Genomic DNA, 23,598 nt, shown 5'->3' with positions numbered 1-23,598 from the left:
TGCTCTCAGCTCCTTACCAGGGCGGAGGTCGCGGAGGTCGCGGCGGGCGCGGGGACGCGCTCGGCGAGCGGGGTCACGGGCGGCAGCGCCTCGGGCGGCTCGCCGAGCAGCACCCGGCGCACCACCCGCTCGGCGGCCCGGCCGTCGTCGAACTCGCAGAACCGCTCCCGGAAGGCGGCCCGCCGCGCCGCCGAGTCCGGCCCCGCCCAGGTGCCGTCGCGGAAGACGCGGGCCAGTTCGTCCGGGGTGCGGGCCACCGGGCCGGGCGGCTCGGCCAGCAGGTCGAAGTAGACGCCGCGGGTCTCCCGGTAGACCTCCCAGTCGTCGGCGTAGACCACGATCGGCCGGTCCAGGTTGGCGTAGTCGAACATGATCGACGAGTAGTCGGTGACCAGGGCGTCGGCGGCCAGGCAGACGTCCTCGGCGCTGCGGTGCGCGGTGACGTCGATGATCCGGCCGCCGCCGGGCCCGGCCGTGCCCCGGTCGTAGAAGTAGTGGGCGCGCAGCAGCACCACCACGTCCTCGCCGGCCGCCTCGCAGAACGCCGCGAGATCCAGCCCGCCGGCGCCGTAGCCGGTCTCCCAGTCCCGGTGCGTGGGGGCGTACAGCACGGCCGTCGCGCCCTCGGGTACGCCCAGTTCGCGCCGGGCGCGGGCGACGTCGGCGGCGGTCGCCGCGTAGTAGACGTCGTTGCGCGGATAGCCGTACTCCAGCTGCTCGTACGAGCCCGGGAAGGCGCGCTCCCACATCTGGGTGGAGTGGCGGTTGGCGGAGAGGTTGTAGTCCCAGCGGTCGACCCGGCCGAGCAGCTTGGCGAAGCTGCCGGTGGCCGCGGCCACCACCGGGTACGTCGACTGGTCGACGCCCATCTTCTTCAGCGGGGTGCCGTGCTGGGTCTGGAGGTGGACGCTGCCGGGGCGCTTGACCACGCCGTCCGCGAAGTTGGCGTTGTTGATCAGGTACTTGGCGCGGGCCAGCACCTCCCAGTAGCGGGCGCTGCCGATCACCGCGTGGTCGATGCCGGGCGGGAGGGTGCGTTCCTGGCCCGCCTCGACCAGGAACACCGAGCGCAGGTGCGGGGCGAGGGCGCGGGCCTTGGCGTGGATCGCGGCCGGGTTGCAGGTGTAGCCGCGGCCCCAGTAGGCGCAGTAGACGGCGAGGTTCGGATCGAGCGGGCGGCGCAGGTGGAGGCGGTAGCGCAGCCGGGTGCGCAGTCCGCGGGGGTATGGGACCGCGTGCAGCGCGGCCGTCAGCACCCGGTTGGCGCCGCGCAGCGCGCGGAACGCCGTGTACGCCCCCCGGGCCAGCAGCCGGTGCTGCACGCCGAGAGTGCCGCCGGGGGTCCGGAAGCCGGGCGGCCGGTGGGCGGCGTACAGCGCGCCGGCCCGGCGGAAGAAGGCCCGCCGGGGGGAGCGACGGGAGGGGAGCGGGAGCGTGGGGCGGAGCGCGGGCCGCTTGGACGGCAGCCGGCGTGGATGGGCGGCCGTTTTCAGGACCGCCGCGAAGAGCTGCTCGAACAGCGCCGCGCGCCGGGCCTCGGGCAGGTCCAGTTCGGCGGCCCGGGTCAGCACCCGGTCCGCCTGGTCGAGCAGTTCGGCGTGGTGCGTGCCGGGCCGGTTCAGCCGGCTGCCCTGACGCCGCACCAGGTGCCGTACGACGACTTCGCGCAGCACCGCCATCCGCTCGGCCTCGGCGGCGACCCGGCCGCCGAAGCCGACGTCGGTGAAGTGCCCGTCGGGGAAGGTGAGATGGCGCTCGGTGAGGAAGGCCCGGCGGTAGGCCGCGCTCCACGCCGGCAACTGGACGCCGGTCAGGCCGGGCGCCGCGGCGGGCGCGAAGGCGCCGTCCGGCGCGCTCGCGAGGAGCGGGGCGGCCGGGTTGGCCGGTTCGCCCTCCCACCAGGGGGTGCGCTCATGTTCGAAGTAGAGCACGTCGACGTCGCCGGTCCGGGCCAGCCGGGCGTCGAGCGCCGCGAGCGCGCCGGGCACGAGGACGTCGTCGCCGTCGAGGAACAGCAGGTACGTGCCGGTCGCCGCGCGGGCCCCGGTGTTGCGCGCCGCGGCCAGGCCGTCCGCCGGCGGGGAGTGCACGGGCGCCACCCGGGAGTCCCGTCCGGCGCGGGCGGCGGCGACGTCCGCGGCGGAGCAGTCCGGCGTCCGGCACACCGGGATCAGCTCGAAGTCGCCGAAGGACTGGGCGAGGACCGAGTCCAGGGCCTGGGACAGCCGTCCCGCGACCCCGTGGGACGGGACGATGATGCTGAAGCGCGGCATGCTGCTCTCTCTGTCGTCGTGCGGTCGTGCGGTTGTGCGCCGTCGTGCGGTAGTGCGGTCGTGCGGTGGTTTGTGCCGTCTGCGGTCGGGCGGCGGGGGCGGTACGGGGTTCAGCCGCCGGTGCCGCCGGCACGGCGGCCGGGCCGTCCCGTCGGCCGCCGTACGGGCGGACGGGTGGGCGCGGGCCGGGACGGGCAGCGGGGCATACGGACTCCCGGGGACGTGGTCAGCGGCGGTCGGACAGGGGCGGGCGCGGGCGGAGGACGTCGGAGGAGGAAGCCGGGGTGGGAAGAGCGGTGGGGAGGGAGGTGGGGAAGGGGGCGGGGAGGGAGGTGGGAACGGCCGGTGCCGGGACGTCGGCCGCGCTGCCCACCGGCAGCGGAGACACCGGAGACACCGGCGACACCACCGGCACCGGCGCGGGTGCCGGCCGGCGTTCCCCGAGCGGTACGACCGGCTGCGGCGCCCGCTCCCCGAGCACGATCCGGCGCACGGCGCGTTCGGCGGCGCGGCCGTCGTCCCAGGGGCAGAACCGCTCCCGGAACACCGACCGCAACTGCCCGGCGCGCGACCCGCGCCAGTGCCCGGTGGCGAAGATGTCGATCAGCTCGTCCTCGTCGCGGGCGGTCACCCCCGGCGGCACGGCGCGCAGGTCGACGTAGAGGCCGCGGGCCGCCTCGTACGCCTGCTGGTCCCCGGTGTGCAGCACGATCGGCCGGTCCAGGGCCGCGTAGTCCACCATCAGCGGCGCGTAGTCGGTGACCAGGACGTCCGAGGCCAGGCAGAGCGACGACAGGCGCGGGTGGCCGGTGACGTCGACGACCCGGGGCGCGCGCGGGATCTGCGGGGCGCCCGGTCCGGCCGGGCTCCGCACCAGCACCACGAAGCGCGGGCCCAGACGGCGGGTGACGCGCTCCAGGTCGAGGGCGAGACGCTGAGTGCGCCGGTAGTCGCGCCGGGCGGGCGCGTAGAGGATCGCGACCGAGTCCGCCGGGACGCCGAGCAGTTCCCGCAGCCGGGCCACGTCCGCCGCCGTCGCCCGCTGGAAGACGTCGGTACGGGGCTGGCCGCACTCCACCACCGTGTAGTCGCCGGGGTGGACCCGCTGCCAGGTCAGGGTGGAGTGGCGGTTGGCGGACAGCACGTAGTCCCAGCGGTCGACATCCCGCAGCAGCGCCGCGAAGTCGGTGTCGCGGGCGGCGGCCGGGCGCTCCTGGAGATCCAGGCCCGCGTGGCCCAGTGGAGTACCGGCCTGCGTCTGCACCAGCACCTGACCCCGGCGCTTGACCAGCCGCGGGTCGAAGGGGGCGTTGTGCACCAGGTACTTGGCCCGGGCCAGCTCGGTGAGATGGCGGGCGGTGCCCGGGGAGACGCGGCGCGGACCGGGCGGCACCGTGTGGTGCAGCGCGGGGGCGGCCAGCCACGCCGTGCGGATGTGCGGCACGACCGAGCGGAACGCCTCCTCCAGCGCCCCCGGGTTGCAGCCGTATCCGGCATAGCTGCCGTAGCCGTCGTAAGTGCTGCCGTAACCGCCGTAACCGCCGTAACCGCCGGGTTCCGGCCCGGCGTGACCGGTGCCGTCGGCGAACAGCGCGCGGTCGGCGCGCAGCGGCAGCAGGCGCTGGGTCCGGTAGTGCAGGCGCAGTACGCCGGAGCGCACGGCGCGCAGGGTCCTGGTGGTGAGCTTGACCGCGCGGCGGCCGCCGGCCGCGGCCAGCCGCAGCGTCCGGTAGGTGCGGTGCAGGCCGAGGCGGAGCAGGCCGTGCCGCAGCCGGACCGGCAGCGGGGCGCGGGCGCCCGGCACCCGGTAGCGGCGCAGGTGGGCGCGGGCCAGGCGCAGGAACTCGGCGCGTGAGCCGCGCGGCAGGCGCTCGCGCCGGGCGAACACCACCGCCAGATGGTCGGCCATCCGGCGGAACAGCACCGGCCGCCAGCGCGCCAGCTCCGGGTCGCTGTCCAGGAACGCGAAGACCCGGTCGTACTGGGCGAAGACGTCGAGGTGGCGTTCGCTGGGCGTGCCGAGGATGGAGCCCCGGCGGCGCTGGCGGTAGTGCACGCAGACCAGGTCCAGGGTGGCGATGGACTCGGCCCGCAGCAGCACCGGGTAGGTCCACGGGGTGTCCTCGTACAGGCCCGGCGGGAAGGTGAAGCCGGCCCGTTCGACGAACTCCCGGCGGCAGGTCTTGTTCCAGGCGACCATCAGCAGGTTCAGCAGACCGGGGCGGTCGGTGAGCGTGAACGGGGCCGGGCCGTCCTCGGTGAGCCGGGCGGCGGCCTGGTTGCGGACCGTTTCGCCGGTCCAGTACGTGCGCGCGTAGTCGTAGACCAGGACGTCCGGGTCGCCGGTCTCCTTCAGCCGGTCCGCGACGGCCCGCAGCGCACCCGGGGTGAGGGTGTCGTCGCCGTCGAGGAAGACCAGGTAGTCGCCGGTGGCCTGGCTCATCCCGGCGTTGCGGGCCGGGCCGAGGCCCTGGTTCGCGGGCAGGTGGACCGGCCGGACGCGCGGGTCGCGGGCGGCGAACTCGTCGACGATGTCCCCGCAGGCGTCCGGCGAGGCGTCGTCGACCGCGATCAGTTCGAAGTCGGGGAACGACTGGGAGAGCACCGACTCCAGGCACGCGGGCAGGTACGCCTGGACCTGGTATGCGGGGACGATGACACTGAACCTGGGCACGGGGACATCCATGGGTCGGCGCGGGCGTTCGGCCCGGGAACGGCCAATGGAGTGACTTGGTTACGCCCGCTGCGGCATTCGGGGGACCACGGACGCCCACCCGACCGGGGGCGGGCCGCGACCGGCCCGCCCCCAACGCACGTACCGGACCGTCTACTTGACGGCGCCCGCCATCACCCCGGACACGAACTGCCGCTGGAACGCGAAGAACACGACCAGCGGGACCACCATCGAGATGAACGCGCCGGGCGCGAGTACGTCGACGTTGTTGCCGAACTGCCGTACCTGCGTCTGGAGCGCCACCGTGATCGGCTGGTTCGCCGAGTCGGTGAAGATCAGCGCGACCAGCATGTCGTTCCACACCCACAGGAACTGGAAGATGCCCAGGCTGGCGATGGCGGGCCCGCCCAGCGGCATCACCACCCGGGTGAACAGCCGCAGTTCGCCCGCGCCGTCCAGCCGGGCCGCCTCCAGCAGCTCGCGCGGGATCTCGGCGAAGAAGTTCCGCAGCAGGAACACCGCGAACGGCAGTCCGAAGCCGACGTGGAACAGGATCACCCCGAGCAGCGAGCCGAACAGCCCGATGTTGCCGAAGAGTTCGGCGATCGGGATCAGCGCCACCTGCACCGGCACCACCAGCAGCCCGACCACGGCCAGGAACCACCAGTCGCGCCCCGGGAACTCCATCCACGCGAACGCGTACCCGGCCAGCGAGCCGATGACGACCACCAGCACCGTCGCCGGGACCGTGATCAGCACGGTGTTGACCAGGGAGTCGGTGATGTCGCCGTTCTCCAGCAGGTTGGAGTAGGCGGAGAAGGTGAGCTGCGACGGCTCGCTGAACACGTTCCACCAGCCGTCGGCCGCCATGTCCTGCGGATCACGCAGCGAGGACAGCAGCAGCCCGATCGTCGGCACCAGCCAGAACAGTCCTACGAGGATCAGGGCCACCCGCACCAGACCACCGCTGACCCCGCCGGCGAGGCGGGAGCCCAGTGATCGCCGGGGTTTTGTGAAGGATCGGGCCTGTGTGGTCATCGCCTGACCTCCCGCCGCAGCCGCCGCACGTTGAACCACATCACCGGAATGACCAGCAGCAGCAGGAACACCGAGATCGCGCTGGCGATGCCCGGCTGGTCCTCGGAGAAGCCCTTGCGGTACAGCTCGAGGGCGAGCACGTTGGCGTCGTCCTGCGCGGAGCCCGGGGCGATGATGAAGACCAGGTCGAAGATCTTCAGCACGTTGATCATCAGGGTGACGGTGACGACGGCGAGCACCGGCGCCAGCATCGGCACCGTGACCCGCCGGAACACCTGCCACTCGTTGGCCCCGTCGACCCGCGCCGCTTCCAGCAGCTCCCGGGGGACACCCGCGAGTCCGGCCGCGATCAGCACCATCGCGAACCCGGCCCACATCCACACGTACGAGCCGATGATCGCCGGGGTGACCAGGGACGGGCCGAGCCAGTCCAGGCCGTTGTAGGGCTCCTTGAAGTTGTCCGCGGGCAGCCGCAGCCGGGCTCCGTCGGCCGCCGCGGGCAGCGTGAAGGTGCCGTCGTCCCCGGCCGTCGTCGAGGCCACCACCGTCCCGTCCTTCACCGCCTCGATCTTCATCCCGGCGTAGCCGAGTTCGCCGCCGTCGACGCCGCCCAGGGTGCCGACGCCCTTGCCGCGGGTGAAGTCCTGCCAGGTGGTGCCGGTGACGCTGCCGGACTCGGCCCGCGGCGCGGCGGCCGGCTCCGCTGCGTCGGGCAGCTGGTCGGGCGCGACCCCGACCAAGGGCAGTACGACGGTCTCACCGGCCCGGACGGGCTCCTTGGTGATGAACGCGCCGCCGCCGGCCGCTTCGAGCGGCGACTGGCGGCCCGGGTGCGCCTTCGGGAACGCCGACGCCTGGGCGAAGGTGTCGTGCACCCCGACCCACACCGCGTTGGCCACGCCCTTCTCCGGGTCCTGGTCGTACACCAGGCGGAAGATGATGCCCGCCGCGAGCATCGAGATGGCCATCGGCATGAAGACGACCAGCTTGAACGCCGTGCCCCAGCGCACCCGTTCGGTCAGGACGGCGAAGACCAGTCCGAGCGCGGTGGCGACCGCCGGTGCGAACACCACCCAGATGATGTTGTTCTTCAGCGCGGTACGGATGCCGTCGTCGGTGAACAGCGCCCGGTAGTTGTCGAACCCGGCGAAGCCGTCGCCGGACTGGTCGTAGAAGCTGCGGACGACCGAGTACCCGATCGGGTAGACCACGAGCGCGCCGAGCAGCACGAAGGCGGGCAGCAGGAACAGCACCGCCACGGCCCTGCGCGTACCGGTCACGCTCTTGCGCGACTTGGGGGCGGCGGGACCCGGTGGGGTCCCCGCCGCTGCCGTCGACGCCACCGGGTCAGTCCCCGTAGGCGGCCGCCGCGTCCGCCTCCAGTTTCGCCTGGGTGCCCGCCACGTCCTTCGGGTCGCTCAGGAAGTCCTGGAGCGCCTTCCACTCGCCCTTGCCGGGCGTGCCGCCGAACGCCTGCGGCGCCTGGTCGGACATGTCGAAGCGGAAGTCGTCGCCGGCCGCGATCAGCGCCTCGGCCATCTTGCGCTGCACGTCGTTCGGGTACGCCGCCGCGTCCACGCTCTTGTTCGGCGAGAGGTACCCGCCGAGCTTCGCCTGGATGGTCGCCGCGTCCGGCGAGGCCAGGAAGGTGGCCAGGGCCTGCGCCGCCTTCGAGTCCTCCAGGATCACCGCCGCGTCGCCGCCGGAGACCACGGGCGCGCTGTCGCCCACCGCCGGGAACGGGAACACCTTGGCGTCGGTGCCCACCTCCGCCTTGGTCTGCACGATGTTGACCTGCGCGAAGTCGCCCTCGTAGACCATGCCGGCCTTGGGCTGGTCACCGCCGGTGAAGGTCTGGGTGACGGAGGCCGGGAAGTCCGTCTGCAGGGCGCCGCTCGCCACGTAGTCCTTCTTGCCCCAGATCTCGGCCAGGGTGGTCAGCGCCTCCTTCACGGACGGGTCGGTCCACTTGATCTCGTGCTGCGCGAGCTGGTCGTACTTCTCGGGGCCGGCCTGCGAGAGGTAGACGTTCTCGAACCAGTCGGTGAGGGTCCAGCCCTCGGCGCCGCCGACCGAGAACGGGGTGACCCCGGAGTCGTAGACCGTCTGCGCGGTGCTGAGCAGGTCGTCCCAGGTCTTGGGCTCGGCCGCGCCCGCGTTCTCGAAGACCTTGGCGTTGTACCAGATCAGGGACTTGTTGGCGGCCTTGTAGTAGACGCCGTACTGCTTGTCGCCGACCTTGCCGATGTCCTGCCAGCCCTGGGAGTAGTTCTCGGCCAGCTCCTTCAGCGCCTCGGCGCCCAGCGGCTTGGCCCAGCCCTTGTCGACGGCCTGCTTGATGGCTCCCGGCTGCGGCAGCATCGCGATGTCCGGTGGCGCACCGCCCGCGATCTTCGAGCCGAGGAAGTTGATGATCGGGTCCTGGGCCGGTACGAAGGTCACCTTGGCGCCGGTGCGCTTCTCGAACTCGGCCAGCACCTGCTTGAAGTTCTTCTGCTCGGCGCCGGTCCAGACCGCGGCGACCTCCAGGCTCTCGCCGTCCAGCTTGGGAAGGGTGACGGTGGCGGCCGTCTCCTCGGGGTTCTTGCCCGCTCCGTCGTCGCCGCTGTCGTCGTCGCCCCCGCACGCGCTGAGCGAGAGGGCGAGGGCGCCCGCGACGACGGCCGCGGCGGCTCGTACGGTTCTGCGGGCTCGGGTCCGGGTCCCAGTCCGGGTCCGGGTGGTGCCGGTGGTGCCTGTGGTGCTGCTCGTGCGCATCACTGCCCCGTTCTTCGTTCCTCGTCGAACGCCGTGCGCTGTCCCGTGCGCTCTGGTGTACGCCAGGGGGGTGGGGGCGGCAAGAGCGCGTCCCTTGTCAAGGGGGGGATCGTGACCGCGTCGTGACTGTCCGGAGCGCCGACACGGAGGGACGGCCCGCCTCCCCGGGGGCGGGGTGGCAGGCCGACGTTCTGTCTGAGGGGAGTCACCGGGTCAGTTGGGTGAGCCGTGCGCTTCAGCACAGGCGCGCATCCGGCCCTCGATGCGTACCAGCTCCACGTCAGTCAGGAAACCTGCTTCCTCGTGCCAAAGCCGGATGAGTTGGTGAAGGCCATCAAGGACACGCTCCATGAGGGCGATGGATGCTTGGTCCGTCACGGGGCCGGGCTTTGCCTTGAGGTCATCCGGCACGCGCAGTTGAAGCGTCGAACCATCGGGGGTGAGGGCTGGCAGCATGGTCAGCGCCTTCATTGCCCAGACGATCTTGCCTCCGGCCGACGATCGGTAGAGGCCCCACTCCTTGGACAGCGCTTCGACGAGGTGAAGTCCGCGCCCACCCTCGGCGTCCGCGGCGACCGCTTGTTTCACCGGTTCTTCCGGACTGCCGTCCCAGGCCTCGATGTACAGCACGTACCCGATGGCCCGAAGTTGCACGGCAATGACGTGCTGGGCGGTGACCTCCCACGGCAAGGGCTGCCGGTCATGAAAGCCCATGACCTTGATGGCGTTGCTGACCAGCTCGGACATCATCAAAGCCACGTCGGACGCGTAGTCCTCCAGCTTCCAGTGCTTGAGCGTTTGGTGAACGAACTTCCGTGCCACCGATACGGCGGACGGCACTGCAACGAGGTGGAGCCGGGACACATGCAGTGTCCGCACTTCTGACGTCGTAACGCTCACTCGGTCACGCCCCTGGGGTGGAACGAGGGCACCAACGCATCAGCGCGGGCAACCCAAACGCGGCCGTTTATGGCCCGCTCGATGACGGTCTGCATGACCCGTGACAGTGCTGCCATCGAGTGCAGGTGCCGGTAGTCCGGCACAACCACATCGCGCACCCCGTGCAGGTTGCAGCTCATGACCAACGCGTCCCATGCCACCGTGTGCAACCAGCGGAGCTCCACGAAGACTCCGGCCAGCGTGAAGCCCTCACGCTCCGAGAAGTCGGTCAGTGCTTCCCGATGCTGCTGGACGGCATGAACGGACAGTTCCGGCAGGGCACGCACGTACCCGTAGATCGGAGGACGAGCGTTCGGGCGCTCAGGCTTCATGGTTCGGCTCCTGGGTGCCGGCGGTGGTCTGCTTGTTCAGCAGAACCTCGAACCAGACGCTCTTGCCGATGACTCTGGTGGTTACTCCCCACCGGTGCGCCAGCGAGGCGACCACCATCAACCCGCGCCCGAACTCGCGGATTTCACCGCTGACTGACGTTGCGCGCAGTACGCGCGGCCGGTCGGGTGCCGCGTCGCGGACGTCTACGCGCAGCCGGTCATCAAGTAGGCAGTACGTCACCTGGACTTGGCTGCCTCGGCCAGTGGTCCCGTGGATCACGGCATTTGTGACCACCTCTGAAACCAACAGCGTCAAGTCTCCAACGATGTCGGGATGTTGCCACTTGTCGGCCAGCGCCCTGGCATCTGCGCGGGCGGCTCTGACCGCGGGTCGCTGCCGCCGATACCGCGCCTGTTTCGTCCTCTGGACAGTCACACTCGCCCCCTTGCGTCGGACATGCGTGGACTCGTGGTGATCCAAAGTAAGGAGCACCACGGTCGAGCATTGCCATGGTGAATACTCTGCATCCTGGACTACCCAAAGTGTCAAGTACCCACTTTGGGTAGTCGTGACAGGCTGTTGCCGCCACCGTGCGCGAGCGGCACACTTGACCTGCACGAAGAAGCAGAGGAGGGGGCGCGACCGTGCCCATCAACAGCAACCCGACGATCCGTCAGCGCCGTTTGGCGCGGCGTCTTCGCGAGCTGCGGAGCGCTGCCGGGATGACTCATGCCGACATCGCCAAGGTGCTTGGATCGGCCGAGTCCAAGGTGGGGCGGATCGAGAACGCCCAGTCCGGCATCCGTCTGCCCGACCTCCGTGCCTGGATGGACGCCACCAACGTCACCAATGCCGCCGAGCGTGCCGAGATCGAAGAACTGTCACGCGAAGCAAAGAAGAAGGGCTGGTGGTCGCGGTACACCAACGCCGTTGATTCTGCGTACGCGGCATATGTGGCCGTGGAGTGGGACGCGGCGGAGTTGTACAACGTCGAGACCAATCTGATTCCCGGGCTGCTCCAAACGTCGGATTACACCAAGGCGCTCATTGAGCTACAGGTGCCGGACGCCACCAATGAGCACGTCGAGACGCAGATCAATGTGCGCAGCGAACGACGTAAAGTGCTCACGCGGGATACCCCATTGCAGCTCTGGGTGATCATTGCGGAGAGTGTTCTGCATCACCGTGTCGGCTCGCGCGAGGTGATGAAGGACCAGCTCGAAGCGCTGGTCGAGGACAGCAGACGGTCGAACGTGCAGCTTCAGGTGCTGCCACAGGACGACCCCATGAACGCGTGTCTCTTCGGGCCGTTCGTCATCATGAGCTTCCCGGCGTCGAGCGAGACGGACATCATTTATGCCGAATCGCCGACCAGTACCCTGTACTACGAGGAGCCGGACGATGTTGACACCTACACCACGCTGTTTCGGCGCTTGAACATGGCCGCAGCCAACGTCAGCAATTCACGGGCGCTCATTCTGGACGCCATAAAGGAAATGGAATAAGACGGTGAATCCTTACATTGAGCGCGCTTCGACTGCCGGGCTGGAGTGGGTGAAGTCTTCGTACTCCGGCAACAACGGCAACTGCATAGAGGTTGCTGCCCTTCCTGGCAGCGGTCGGGCGCTGCGGGACAGCAAGGTCCCGGACGGCCCGGCACTGGCGTTCGCTGCCGCCGAGTTCGACGCCTTCGTGCAGGGCGTCTTGGACGGGGAGTTCCGCCGGGCGTAGGGCGTGGCGACGAGTGCCCGACCTCCCGCCGCGGTCGGGCTCTACAGCATGCGTCGCCCTCTCACGATGAGTACGTCGCGGACGGCGCCGCCTACAACAACGACGGCACCTCCGCCGCCGCCACCTCCCGGGCCGCCCGTTCCAGTGCGCTGGCCAGCAGGGCCAGGTCGGTCGGGCCGTTGCCCAGTTCGCGGATCGGGCGGCGGGTCGGGGGGTCGCCCATGCGGGGCCAGTCCAGGGGGACGACGGTGGGGCGCAGGGTCGCCGTGCGGGGGATGCGGCCCGTGACCCGGCCGCCCTGGAAGGCGACGGTACGGCCGTCCGCGCACGTCAGGTGACCGCGGCCGGGGGCCGGTTCGTCCGGGCCGGGCACGGGCGGGTCCAGGACCGCTCGGAGGGTGGCCCGGCGGGCCGGTTCGGTCTGGGCGGTACGGGCGTCCGGGCCGGTCGCGGCCACCAGGTGGACGCCGAGCCGCTCGCCCTCGCGCGCGACCGCCTCAAGGGCCCGCATCACCGACCCGGCGGCGGGCCGGCCGGGCGAGCCCAGCGGGGGCGTGACCAGCGCGTCCAGGTCGTCGACGACCACCACCAGGCGGGGCAGCGGCGGTGCGGGTTCCGCCTGCCGCCGGGACGCCGCCGGGCGCAGCCGGATCGTCGCGGTGGGCGGGGTGTCGAGGTCGCCCGCGCCGTCCGTCTGCGCGCTCCGGGACACCGCCGTGCGCTGCGCGACCATCCGGCCGGACACCTCGCGGCCGGTGTGCCACTCGGTGAAGTGGGACCGGCCGAGCAGTTCCGCGCGCCGTTTCAGCTCGGCGCTCAGCGACTGGGCGAACTCCCGCATCCGTATCGGGTCGTTGGCGGTGAGGTGGGTGGTGACGTGCGGGACGTCCGTGCAGACCTTCAGGCCCTCGCCGGGTGCCGTGCCGTGGCCGCCGTCCGGGCCGGTGCCGTCCCGGCCGTCCATCAGGACGATGCCCAGACGGTCGGGGCGCTCGGCGGAGGCCAGCGAGGCGACCAGCGCGCGCAGCAACTCCGTACGGCCGCTGCCCGGCGGGCCCTCGATCAGCAGATGCGGGCCCTCGGCGGCGAGGTCCACGCCGACCGGGCCGCGCGGGCCGGCGCCCAGCACGCCGTGCGCCCGGCCGCCGAGGGCCTGGGCGTCGTCGGCCGCGTCGGCCCAGCGGGCCATCAGGGACGCCGGGGTGGCGCGGGCCAGGCCCAACTCGTCCAGCAGACGGGCGGCTTGGGGCAGCGGCGCGGACACCCGCGCGTGCCGTTCGCCCGAGCAGCCCTCGGGACGCAGCGGGGCCAAGGCGCGCGCGAACCGCTCCGCCCAGGGCAGGGACACCGCGTCCACGGTGGCCAGGGTGCCGTGCCCGACCGGGCCGGCCGGGGCGGCGCCCGCCGGGGCGACGCGCAGCAGCCGCAGGGTCGTCGCCACGTCCCCGCTGAGCAGCGCCACGGCTCCGCAGCGCCGGAACACCGGCGACGCCGCGCAGGCCGCCTCGTACGTCTCCGTCACCGGGGAGGCGGGGGAGGCGGCCGGGGTCTCGGCGAGGGCCACCACGTGGATGCCGGCGCGCGGGCCCTCCAGGGCCAGCCGGCCGACCGCGTCGCGCAGGCCGGCGCCGGGGAGGTCGCCGTCCACGACCAGCACCGTGTACGGGCCGGGGAAGCCGGTGGCCGGGCGGTCGCCGCCGTGGTCCGCGTGCGCCCAGGAGGGGAGCCGGTCCGGGGCCGCCGCGGGCGCGGGGCGGGCGCCGGTCCGGGTGTCCGTCAGGTGGTCCTCCAGGCGGCGCAGCAACTCCTGGGCGCGGGCCGCGGCCTGGTCGTGGTCGTGGGCGAGCAGGAGCCGGCAGTCCTGGCCGTGGCCCGGACGCAGCTGGGGCAGCCAGCCCAGCCAGGACCACTCCGCGGCGCGGTGTGACACCGGACGTGCCCGGTCCGCGCTGATCAGGACGATCTCCAGCGCGTCGGGGGAGTGCAGCGCGGCGAGCTGGGCCAGCACCGCGCGGGCGAGTCCGGCCAGCCGCTCGCGCGGTCCGGCCAGCCCGAGCGCGCCGGCCTCGCGCAGCCCGGCGGTCACCGGGACCGCGGGCAGCGGGGCCGCGCCGCCCGGGGCCACCCGGTCGGCCGTGCCGAGCCGCACGGTGAGCGCCTCCGGGTGCCCCGGCCCGCGCTCCCACAGCCGGGGGCCCGGGCCCAGCGCCGTCAGCAGCAGCGCGGCGGGGTCCGGCCAGGTCTCCGGGGCGGCGGAGGAGGGGGCGCGGGCCGGGGCGGCGGCGGGGTGGGCCGGCCGCTCGTCGTACGGTCCGGTGCCGGGCGCCGCCGGTGCGCCGCGGCCGCCGGTCAGCCGCCGGGCCCAGGCGCCGAGCCCGCCGCGCCGCCGTACGTCCTGCGGTACGTCGGTGCCGCGCAGCGGCGTGCCCTTGCGGCCGCCGGAACCGGCGTCGGGTGGACCGACGCCCGAGCGTCCCCCGTGCGTGGCGCCGGAACCGGAACCGGGGCCGGGGACGGCTCCGGTCGCCGATGCGGCGGGCGCGTCGCTCTCGATACGCGGGGCGCGGCCCTGCTCCGGGACCAGTGGCTCGGCGGCACGGTGTCCGGGCGCCGCCCGGTGACCCGGGGCACCGGGATGCAGCGTGCCGTGGGTGTACCCGGTGGGCCGGTCCGGGCCGCCTGCCCGGCCGCCACTTCCGTGCGGGTCTGTTCGGCCGGCGCCCTCGTGCGGGTCTGCTCGGCCGGTGCCTCCGTGCGGGTCTGCTCGGTCGGCGCCCGCGTGCGTGTTTGCCTGGCCGGCACCTCCGTGCGTGTTCGCCGGGCTTGCGCCGCCACGCGTATCCGCCTGGCCGGCACCTCCGTGCGTCTGCGTCGGGCCTGCGCCGCCACGCGTATCAGCCCGGTCGGCACCCTCATGCGTGTTCGCCCGGCCGGCACCCTCGCGCGCCCGCGCCGGGCCTGCGTCGTCGCGGGTCTCCGTCCGGCCGACGCCGCCATGCGGGTCCGCCCAGCCGGTGTCCCCGTAAGCGTCCGCCCGTCCGTCGCCCCCGTGCGTCTCCGCCCGCCCGGCGCCCCCGCGCACGTCCACCGCGTCGTCACCGCCCGGGACCACCGCGTCGGCGACGCCCCCGTGCGCCGCGAGGTCCGGGTCGGCAGCGGGGCCGCCCGGTGCGGTGAGCGCGCCGGGGGATGTGCCGCGCGCGCTCCCGGGGGCCGCGGCCGGGACCCGTACCCGCACGTACCCCTCCCCGTCGGGTGCCGTCTCCACCCGGGCCGCCGCGACCGGCGCGGGCGCCAGCCGCAGGGCCGACTCGCCGATCCGCAGCAGCGCCCCCGCCGGGAAGCGCACCGCGCGCTCGCCCACCCGGGTGCCGTCCAGGGTGGTGCCGTTGGTGGAGCCGAGGTCGGCCACCGAGACCCGGCCGTCGGCCGCGACGGTCACCGCGCAGTGCGCCCGGGAGACGTCCGGGTCGTCGAGCGCCACGTCGGCGTCGGCGGAGCGGCCGATCTCGATCCGGCCGCCGTGCAGCAGGTGCACGCCGCCCGCGTCGGGCCCCGCGACCACATGGAGCCGGGTCGGCGCGTCGGACGACTCGGGATGCGGCTCGGGGTCGCCGGGAGCGCCGAGGAACAGCACCGCGCCGTCGATCAGCGGCGGCTCGCCCAGGGTGCAGCGCTGGGCGTCGAGCCGCCGCTCGCCCGCGTACAGCACCACGGCACCGGAACCGGAGCCGTCCCCGCCCGGCAGTGCCGCGGCCAGCGGCTGCGCCACCGTGGCGAGCGCGGTGCCGGCGGGGGCCGTGACCAGCACGTCGCAGCGCGCGGGGCGGCCGGGCGCCGTGGGGGAGGACGGGCCCAGCGGGTCTACGACGGTCAGCCGGATCTGCATCGCCGTCAGCGGTCCCTTCTGCGCGGGCGCCCGCGCAGAAGGAGGGCGAAGCCGCCCCGCGGTCCCCCACCACGGATGTCACCACGGACTTCCCCCACCCGCCGCACGCGCACGTCGGCCAGTACTGCACGCATCCTCGCACCTGCCACTGACAACGCGCCCGCACTCCACTGTCAAATGATCTTGATTGGTCGGCTCTGCCCTCAAAAATGCCTGACCAGTACTGTCCGAATGATCGTTTGAGTGCCGGTTGAGATCGGTCACGTCCGGGACCGGCAACCGCGGGACCAGGCCCCGCGTCTTTCCTTCGAACATGTTCCGCGAGCACCACAGCCGAACGACAGCCCGGTGCCGTACTCCTCGGCACTACAGTGGTGCGGAACAGCCAGCAAGCAGCAGGGAGCGCATGACGTGCGGCCGGTAGGCAGCAAGTACCTCCTGGAGGAGCCGCTCGGACGCGGTGCCACCGGCACCGTCTGGCGAGCCAGTCAAAGGGAGACCGCGGGCGCCGAGGCGGCCGTGCCCGGACAGCCCGGCGAAACTGTCGCGATCAAGGTCCTCAAGGAGGAGCTCGCGAACGACGCCGACGTCGTGATGCGCTTCCTGCGGGAGCGCTCCGTCCTGCTCCGGCTCACCCACCCCAACATCGTCCGGGTCCGCGACCTGGTCGTCGAGGGCGATCTGCTGGCCCTGGTCATGGACCTGGTCGACGGTCCCGACCTGCACCGCTACCTGCGCGAGAACGGCCCCTTCAGCCCGGTCGCCGCGGCCCTGCTCACCGCCCAGATCGCCGACGCGCTCGCCGCCAGCCACGCCGACGGCGTCGTCCACCGCGACCTGAAACCGGCCAACGTGCTGCTCAAGCAGGACGGCGGCCGGCTGCACCCGATGCTGACCGACTTCGGCATCGCCCGCCTCGCGGACTCGCCCGGCCTGACCCGCACCCACGAGTTCGTCGGCACGCCCGCCTACGTCGCGCCGGAGTCCGCCGAGGGGCGTCCGCAGACCTCCGCCGTCGACATCTACGGCGCCGGCATCCTGCTCTACGAGCTGGTCACCGGCCGCCCGCCATTCTCCGGCGGCTCCGCCCTCGAGGTCCTGCACCAGCACCTGAGCGCCGAGCCGCGCCGCCCCTCCACCGTCCCCGACCCGCTGTGGACGGTCATCGAGCGCTGCCTGCGCAAGAACCCCGACGAACGCCCCAGCGCCGAGAACCTGGCGCGCGGCCTGCGGGTCGTCGCCGAGGGCATCGGGGTGCACGCGGGCAGCGCGCAGATCGGCGCGGCCGAGGGTGTCGGCGCGCTGCTCGTCCCCGACCCGGCGCCCGCGCCGGTCCCGGGCACGCCCGGCGCCGCCGACCCGACGCAGGTGCTCCCGCACAACCCCGCCGGCGCCTACGACCCGAACGGCGCCTACGACCCGAACGGCGCCACCAGCGTCCTGCCGCACACCGGCGGACCGGCCGGCGCCGCCGACCCCACCGCCGTACTCCCGCACACCGGCGGCCCGAACGGCGCGGCCGACCCGACCGCCGTCATGCCGCCCGTACCGCCGGGCCAGCCGGGTCAGGGCGGCCCGGACGACCCGCACCCCTGGCAGAACCAGCTGCGCGCCGCCCGCGACCGCAACGAGCAGACCCAGGTGCAGTACCTCGACCCCAACGAGGACCCGCTGCGCCGCCGCCCGCAGCGCCAGGTCGCCCGACCGCAGCAGCAGCCGCGCCCGCAGCAGCCCCCGCCGGGCTACGGCGGTGCGCAGCAGCGGCAGCCGCAGCGGTACGCCACCCCCCAGCCGCAGCAGCCCCAGCCGCAGCGGTACACCCCGCCGCCCGCGCCCGAGCCGCAGCGCCCCCGGCGCGAGCCCCGGCAGCGCAGCGCCAACCCGATGCGCATCCCCGGCCTCGGCTGTCTCAAGGGCTGCCTGGTCACGATCGTCGTGCTGTTCGTGGCCGGCTGGCTGATCTGGGAACTGAGCCCGCTGCAGGACTGGATCGGCACCGGCAAGGGCTACTGGGAGCAGCTCAGCGACTGGGTGGGCACCGCCACCGACTGGATCAGCGACCTCAGCAGCGGCTCCGGCGCCAGCTGACCCGAACGGCGGGTTCGCCGAGTTCATAGATTTGTCGACATCCAGCGGGTGATTTCCGCCTCGGAGGTGAAGGCCGGCTGCACGGACGCGTAGCTTTACTCGCAACACGCGTCGGTAGGAGCAGTCTTGGCACGGAAGATCGGCAGCCGGTACACCGCCCACCAGATCCTCGGTCGGGGCAGTGCCGGCACGGTGTGGCTGGGCGAGGGCCCCGAGGGACCCGTCGCGATCAAGCTGCTGCGCGAGGACCTCGCGTCCGACCAGGAGCTGGTCGGCCGCTTCGTGCAGGAGCGCACCGCCCTGCTCGGTCTGGAGCACCCGCACGTCGTCTCCGTCCGCGACCTCGTGGTCGACGGCAACGACCTGGCCCTGGTCATGGACCTGGTCCGCGGCACCGACCTGCGCACCCGCCTGGACCGCGAGCGCCGGCTGCCGCCCGAGGCCGCGGTGGCGATCACCGCCGACGTCGCCGACGGACTGGCCGCCGCGCACGCCGCCGGGGTCGTGCACCGTGACGTCAAGCCGGAGAACGTGCTCCTCGACATGCAGGGTCCGCTCGGCCCCGGCGGCTCGCACCGCGCGCTGCTCACCGACTTCGGGGTGGCCAAGCTCATCGACACCCCGCGCCGCACCCGCGCCACGAAGATCATCGGCACCCCGGACTACCTGGCCCCCGAGATCGTCGAGGGCCTGCCGCCGCGCGCCTCCGTCGACATCTACGCGCTGGCCACCGTGCTGTACGAGCTGCTGGCCGGGTTCACGCCGTTCGGCGGCGGCCACCCCGGGGCGGTACTGCGCCGGCACGTCACCGAGACCGTCGTCCCGCTGCCCGGCATCCCGGACGAGCTGTGGCAGCTCCTGGTGCAGTGCCTGGCCAAGGCGCCGGCCTCCCGGCTGCGCGCCTCCGAGCTGGGCGCCCGGCTGCGCGAGCTGCTGCCGATGCTGGCCGGCATGCCCCCGCTGGACGTGGACGAGTCCGGCGGCGACCAGCCGGAGGACGCGGACGACACCGACCGGGAGCCGTCCGCCGGGACCGGGGCCGGGCGGGACGGCGACGCGGTGCGGCGGCGCGGCGCGGTGCCGCTGGTGCCCCGCGCCAAGCCCGCCGACTCCAACCGGGACACCCACACCTCCATGCGCGTCCCCGCCCCCGACGAGCTGGCCGGCCCGGCCCACGGCACCGCCCGGGCGCCGCGCGCGCCGGGCGCCCGGCGCCCCGGCTCGGCACGCAACCGGGCCGCCGCCCGCCGCCGCCGGATCGCCCTCGGCGCGGGCGCCGTGGCGCTGCTGGCGGCGATCGGCGTCGGCGCCTGGCTGACCACGAGCGGCGACGAGTCCGGCACCGGCCCCGAGGACACCCGGAACTCGGCACCGGCGGTCCCCTAGGGCCGGCCAGGGGACGGCCCCCGGCGACCGCCCCCGTACCGCCCGGCGTGGGCCGCCCGGCGGAGCCGTTACGCTGGAGGGCGTGGCAGTCGTCGATGTATCCGAAGAGCTGAAGTCCCTCTCCTCGACCATGGAGTCGATCGAGGCCGTCCTGGACCTCGACAAGATGAGGGCAGACATCGCCGTGCTCGAGGAGCAGGCGGCCGCGCCGTCCCTGTGGGACGACCCGGAGGCGGCGCAGAAGATCACCAGCAAGCTCTCCCACCTCCAGGCCGAGGTCCGGAAGGCGGAGGCGCTGCGCGGCCGGATCGACGATCTCGCGGTGCTCTTCGAGATGGCCGAGGAGGAGGACGACCCGGACACCCGGGCCGAGGCCGAGACGGAGCTCACCTCGGTGCGCAAGGCGCTGGACGAGATGGAGGTCCGCACCCTGCTGTCCGGCGAGTACGACTCCCGGGAGGCGCTGGTCAACATCCGCGCCGAGGCGGGTGGCGTGGACGCCGCCGACTTCGCCGAGAAGCTCCAGCGGATGTACCTGCGCTGGGCGGAGCAGCGCGGCTACAAGACGGAGATCTACGAGACGTCGTACGCGGAGGAGGCCGGCATCAAGTCGACCACCTTCGCCGTGCAGGTGCCGTACGCCTACGGGACGCTCTCCGTCGAGCAGGGCACGCACCGGCTGGTGCGCATCTCGCCGTTCGACAACCAGGGGCGCCGCCAGACCTCCTTCGCGGGCGTCGAGATCCTGCCGGTGGTCGAGCAGACCGACCACATCGAGATCGACGAGTCCGAACTGCGGGTGGACGTCTACCGGTCCTCCGGCCCCGGCGGCCAGGGCGTGAACACGACGGACTCCGCGGTCCGGCTGACCCACCTGCCCACCGGCATCGTCGTCTCCTGCCAGAACGAGCGCTCGCAGATCCAGAACAAGGCGACCGCGATGAACGTCCTCCAGGCCAAGCTCCTCGAGCGCCGCCGCCAGGAGGAGCAGGCCAAGATGGACGCGCTCAAGGGCGACGGCGGCAACTCCTGGGGCAACCAGATGCGTTCGTACGTCCTGCACCCGTACCAGATGGTCAAGGACCTGCGCACCGAGTACGAGGTGGGCAACCCCGAGGCCGTGTTCAACGGGGAGATCCAGGGCTTCCTGGAGGCCGGAATTCGCTGGCGCAAGCAGCAGGAGAAGTAACGGCGGTACGCTGACGCCGCTTTGTCGACAAGGCAACTGCCGCCCTCGTGGTGGCAGTTGCCTTTCGTATGCGTCTTTTCTGGGCTCGATGTCCGGCTTTTACATCAAACTCACAGTCTTTGTATCCGGCATACACCTCGAACGCGGACATCGCGTACGCAATGGCCTTGACGTTGCCTTTAAAAATGGGAAAGGTGATGCGCGGCATGCGTGTTTCTGGGGCGCATGTGAACCGGGGGGCTTCACAACATGGCTACCCCCGTCGATCACGGCCCCGAAACGCCGCCACCCTGACGATTCAGCTACTGGGGGTAGCAAACAATGACCAAGAAGACACGGGTCCGTGTCGCACGGGTCGCGGCCGGCGCCATCATCGCCGCCGGTGCCTCGCTGACCGCCGCGGGTGCCGCTTCGGCGCTCGACATAGGCGTCAGCGCCAGCGTGGGCGACGGCGGGCTCGGCCTCGGCGCGAGCGTCACGGACGACGAAACGGACGACCCGAACTGCGACGTCGCAGTCGACCCGAACTGCGGCACGGACCCGGGCGAGGGCACCGACCCCGGTGAGGGCACCGACCCGGGCGAGGGCACGGACCCGGGCGAGGGTACGGACCCCGGTGAGGGCACCGACCCCGGTGAGGGCACGGACCCGGGCGAGGGTACGGACCCCGGTGAGGGCACCGACCCCGGTGAGGGCACGGACCCGGGCGAGGGCACCGACCCCGGCGAGGGCACCGGCCCGGGTACCGACCCCGCCAACCCGGTCGAGCCCACCGACGACCCGAGCGACAGCGCGGGCGGCGGCAGCACCGGCAACGGCGGCGGCACCGACAACACCAGCACCGACGGCGGCAACAACAACGCCGCTCAGGAGCAGGGCACCTCGGCCCTGACCGACACCGGTGCGGACACCACCGCGCAGACCTCGGCGCAGGGCACCGGCGACGAGCTCGCCGAGACCGGTGCCGCCGAGACCACCTTCCTGCTCATCGGCGCCGCCACCATGATCGCCGGTGGCGTCGGCTTCCGCTTCCTGCCGCGCCTGATGGGCGGCCGGGGCGCCGCTGCCTGACGGTGACGGTCCGCGTACGGGACGCCGTACGCGCGCGGCATCACGGCCGAGGGGCCCGGAGCGTACGTACGGCGCTCCGGGCCCCTCGGCCGTCGTCTGTCGCTCTCCTGGGGCCCGCTAGGCGGTCTGGTGGGCCAGCAGGGCCACCGCCGCCACCAGCACCACGGCCAGCGCGACCAGCGTCATCGGGGTCAGGCCCGCCAGGAAGCTCTGCTGCTGCATCCGCTCGCGGTTCGCCCGGCACACCGGGCAGCGGCCCTCGCTCACGGGCGCCGCGCAGTTCGCGCACACCAACCGGTCGTACGTCATGCGCTCGCCCTCCTAGCACCGGTCTCCACCTACCCACAACGCCCGCCGTACCGCGAACGTTCCCCTTCCACTGTGCCAGGTTCCGCGCGTCGCTGCGCGCGCTCCCGCCGAGGACGGTGTACGGACAGCCCGCCCAGATAACGCGGACATAACGCGCAACCATGACGCAACCCCGACCGGTGACTGCGGGCCCATACCCACTTCGCGTATGGTCACGCTCATCTACCCCCGGCTACCCGTGGTGCACCCGTGATCCGATTCGACAACGTCTCCAAGGCCTACCCCAAACAGAACCGCCCCGCCCTCAGGGATGTCTCCCTGGAGGTGGAGAAGGGCGAGTTCGTCTTCCTGGTGGGGTCCTCCGGCTCCGGTAAGTCCACCTTCCTGCGGCTGGTCCTGCGCGAGGAACGGGCGAGCCACGGCCAGGTGCACGTCCTCGGCAAGGACCTGGCCCGTCTGTCCAACTGGAAGGTGCCGCACATGCGCCGCCAGCTGGGGACGGTGTTCCAGGACTTCCGTCTGCTGCCCAACAAGACGGTCGGCGAGAACGTGGCCTTCGCCCAGGAGGTCATCGGCAAGTCCCGCGGCGAGATCCGCAAGTCCGTGCCCCAGGTGCTCGACCTGGTCGGGCTCGGCGGCAAGGAGGACCGCATGCCGGGCGAGCTGTCCGGTGGTGAACAGCAGCGCGTGGCCATCGCGCGGGCCTTCGTCAACCGGCCCAAGCTGCTCATCGCCGACGAGCCCACCGGCAACCTCGACCCGCAGACCTCCGTCGGCATCATGAAGCTGCTCGACCGGATCAACCGGACGGGCACCACCGTGATCATGGCGACGCACGACCAGAACATCGTGGACCAGATGCGCAAGCGCGTCATCGAGCTGGAGAAGGGGCGCCTCGTCCGCGACCAGGCGCGCGGTGTCTACGGCTACCAGCACTGACACACGCAGTACGCCCGGTATCCACGGAAAGGCTTAACCAGACGCCATGCGCGCCCAGTTCGTCCTCTCGGAGATCGGTGTAGGTCTCCGCCGCAACCTGACGATGACCTTCGCGGTCATCGTCTCCGTCGCCCTCTCCCTGGCCCTGTTCGGCGGTTCGCTGCTGATGAGCGACCAGGTCAACACCATGAAGGGCTACTGGTACGACAAGGTCAACGTCTCCGTCTTCCTCTGCAACAAGAGCGACGCCGAGTCCGATCCCAACTGCGCCAAGGGCGCGGTGACCGAGGACCAGAAGAAGCAGATCCTCGCCGACCTCGACGAGATGTCGGTCGTCCAGGACGTGACGTACGAGTCGCAGGACGAGGCGTACAAGCACTACAAGGAGCAGTTCGGCGACTCGCCGCTGGCCAGCTCCCTGACGCCGGACCAGATGCAGGAGTCGTACCGGATCAAGCTGAAGGACCCGGAGAAGTACCAGGTGATCGCGACCGCCTTCGACGGGCGGGACGGCGTGCAGTCCGTGCAGGACCAGAAGGGCATCCTGGACAACCTCTTCGAGCTGCTGAACCTGATGAACCGCGCGGCGCTCGGCGTCATGGTCCTCATGCTGGTCGTCGCCCTGCTGCTGATCGTCAACACGGTGCGGGTCTCCGCCTTCAGCCGCCGCCGGGAGACCGGCATCATGCGGCTGGTCGGCGCCTCCGGCTTCTACATCCAGGCGCCGTTCATCATGGAGGCCGCCGTGGCCGGCGTCATCGGCGGTGGCCTGGCGTGCGTGTTCCTGGTCGTGGGGCGGTACTTCACCATCGACCACGGCATGGCCCTGTCCAACAAGCTGACCCTCATCAACTTCGTTGGCTGGGACGCCGTCCTGACCAAGCTGCCGCTCATCCTGGCCGCGAGTGTGCTGATGCCGGCGCTGGCCGCGTTCTTCGCGCTGCGCAAGTACCTGAAGGTGTGACACACGCCAAGAGGGCCG

At 72.4% G+C, this 23,598-nt stretch carries 18 protein-coding genes; 8 read left to right on the top strand and 10 right to left on the bottom strand.

Annotation, left to right across the window (positions count from 1 at the left end):
* Nucleotides 1-5: 5 nt before the first annotated feature.
* From AB0G32_RS08325 to AB0G32_RS08290, 8 genes are all read right to left on the bottom strand, one after another.
* Nucleotides 6-2,273, bottom strand: coding sequence for a CDP-glycerol glycerophosphotransferase family protein (locus AB0G32_RS08325; RefSeq protein ID WP_361159923.1), 2,268 nt, complete (start codon nt 2,271-2,273; stop codon nt 6-8).
* Between the two features lie 226 nt (nt 2,274-2,499).
* Complete coding sequence (locus AB0G32_RS08320; RefSeq protein ID WP_361159920.1) at nt 2,500-4,947, bottom strand: bifunctional glycosyltransferase family 2 protein/CDP-glycerol:glycerophosphate glycerophosphotransferase; 2,448 nt, start codon at nt 4,945-4,947, stop codon at nt 2,500-2,502.
* A 153-nt stretch (nt 4,948-5,100) separates the two neighbouring features.
* A complete protein-coding gene (locus AB0G32_RS08315) occupies nt 5,101-5,985 on the bottom strand; it encodes a carbohydrate ABC transporter permease (protein ID WP_361159917.1) in 885 nt (294 codons plus the stop codon).
* The gene (locus AB0G32_RS08310; RefSeq protein ID WP_361159978.1) at nt 5,982-7,265 is read right to left on the bottom strand and encodes a sugar ABC transporter permease; all 1,284 of its coding nucleotides are present in this window, start codon (nt 7,263-7,265) and stop codon (nt 5,982-5,984) included. The genes AB0G32_RS08315 and AB0G32_RS08310 overlap by 4 nt, the downstream gene beginning before the upstream one ends.
* Nucleotides 7,266-7,332: 67 nt before the next feature.
* On the bottom strand, nt 7,333-8,742 hold the full coding sequence (locus AB0G32_RS08305) for an ABC transporter substrate-binding protein (protein ID WP_361159914.1): 1,410 nt from the start codon (nt 8,740-8,742) through the stop codon (nt 7,333-7,335).
* A gap of 213 nt (nt 8,743-8,955) precedes the next feature.
* On the bottom strand, nt 8,956-9,582 hold the full coding sequence (locus AB0G32_RS08300; protein ID WP_361159976.1) for an ATP-binding protein: 627 nt from the start codon (nt 9,580-9,582) through the stop codon (nt 8,956-8,958).
* Nucleotides 9,583-9,638: 56 nt separating this feature from the next.
* The gene (locus AB0G32_RS08295; protein WP_361159911.1) at nt 9,639-10,013 is read right to left on the bottom strand and encodes a hypothetical protein; all 375 of its coding nucleotides are present in this window, start codon (nt 10,011-10,013) and stop codon (nt 9,639-9,641) included.
* The gene (locus AB0G32_RS08290) at nt 10,003-10,449 is read right to left on the bottom strand and encodes an ATP-binding protein (RefSeq protein ID WP_361159908.1); all 447 of its coding nucleotides are present in this window, start codon (nt 10,447-10,449) and stop codon (nt 10,003-10,005) included. Before AB0G32_RS08290 ends, AB0G32_RS08295 begins: the two co-directional genes overlap by 11 nt.
* Nucleotides 10,450-10,658: 209 nt before the next feature.
* On the opposite strand from AB0G32_RS08290, the gene AB0G32_RS08285 reads away from it, so the two are divergent.
* Both AB0G32_RS08285 and AB0G32_RS08280 read left to right on the top strand, forming a co-directional pair.
* Nucleotides 10,659-11,519 (top strand): helix-turn-helix transcriptional regulator, encoded by an 861-nt coding sequence (locus tag AB0G32_RS08285; RefSeq protein WP_361159905.1) that lies wholly within the window; start codon nt 10,659-10,661, stop codon nt 11,517-11,519.
* A gap of 4 nt (nt 11,520-11,523) precedes the next feature.
* A complete protein-coding gene (locus AB0G32_RS08280) occupies nt 11,524-11,745 on the top strand; it encodes a DUF397 domain-containing protein (protein ID WP_361159902.1) in 222 nt (73 codons plus the stop codon).
* Nucleotides 11,746-11,836: 91 nt separating this feature from the next.
* Here AB0G32_RS08280 and AB0G32_RS08275 read toward each other — a convergent pair whose 3' ends face one another.
* Nucleotides 11,837-15,634 carry an FHA domain-containing protein gene (locus AB0G32_RS08275; protein WP_361159900.1) on the bottom strand — a complete coding sequence of 1,266 codons (3,798 nt, stop codon included), beginning with the start codon at nt 15,632-15,634 and terminating at the stop codon, nt 11,837-11,839.
* A 411-nt stretch (nt 15,635-16,045) separates the two neighbouring features.
* On the opposite strand from AB0G32_RS08275, the gene AB0G32_RS08270 reads away from it, so the two are divergent.
* The 4 genes from AB0G32_RS08270 (at nt 16,046) to AB0G32_RS08255 (ending at nt 21,368) form a co-directional block, all read left to right on the top strand.
* On the top strand, nt 16,046-17,722 hold the full coding sequence (locus AB0G32_RS08270) for a serine/threonine-protein kinase (protein ID WP_361159897.1): 1,677 nt from the start codon (nt 16,046-16,048) through the stop codon (nt 17,720-17,722).
* A gap of 126 nt (nt 17,723-17,848) precedes the next feature.
* Nucleotides 17,849-19,108 carry a serine/threonine-protein kinase gene (locus AB0G32_RS08265; protein WP_361159894.1) on the top strand — a complete coding sequence of 420 codons (1,260 nt, stop codon included), beginning with the start codon at nt 17,849-17,851 and terminating at the stop codon, nt 19,106-19,108.
* 82 nt (nt 19,109-19,190) lie between these two features.
* A complete protein-coding gene (gene prfB, locus AB0G32_RS08260; protein WP_361159891.1) occupies nt 19,191-20,297 on the top strand; it encodes a peptide chain release factor 2 in 1,107 nt (368 codons plus the stop codon).
* A 321-nt stretch (nt 20,298-20,618) separates the two neighbouring features.
* Complete coding sequence (locus tag AB0G32_RS08255) at nt 20,619-21,368, top strand: hypothetical protein (RefSeq protein WP_361159889.1); 750 nt, start codon at nt 20,619-20,621, stop codon at nt 21,366-21,368.
* A gap of 117 nt (nt 21,369-21,485) precedes the next feature.
* Here AB0G32_RS08255 and AB0G32_RS08250 read toward each other — a convergent pair whose 3' ends face one another.
* Nucleotides 21,486-21,677: a hypothetical protein gene (locus AB0G32_RS08250; protein WP_361159887.1), complete on the bottom strand. Its 192-nt coding sequence runs from the start codon at nt 21,675-21,677 to the stop codon at nt 21,486-21,488.
* A 249-nt stretch (nt 21,678-21,926) separates the two neighbouring features.
* Between AB0G32_RS08250 and ftsE the strand changes: the two genes are divergently transcribed.
* Together ftsE and ftsX are read left to right on the top strand one after the other, a co-directional pair.
* The gene (gene ftsE / locus AB0G32_RS08245; RefSeq protein WP_215166898.1) at nt 21,927-22,616 is read left to right on the top strand and encodes a cell division ATP-binding protein FtsE; all 690 of its coding nucleotides are present in this window, start codon (nt 21,927-21,929) and stop codon (nt 22,614-22,616) included.
* Between the two features lie 46 nt (nt 22,617-22,662).
* Entirely contained in the window at nt 22,663-23,580 is a 918-nt protein-coding gene (ftsX, locus tag AB0G32_RS08240; RefSeq protein WP_361159884.1) for a permease-like cell division protein FtsX, read from the top strand.
* The last annotated feature ends 18 nt before the right edge of the window (nt 23,581-23,598 follow it).

This window comes from Streptomyces sp. NPDC023723 (assembly GCF_040639815.1).
Taxonomy (GTDB): domain Bacteria; phylum Actinomycetota; class Actinomycetes; order Streptomycetales; family Streptomycetaceae; genus Streptomyces.
The sequence above is the reverse complement of the archived record's forward strand: the minus strand, read 5'-3'. Positions and strand labels throughout refer to the sequence as shown.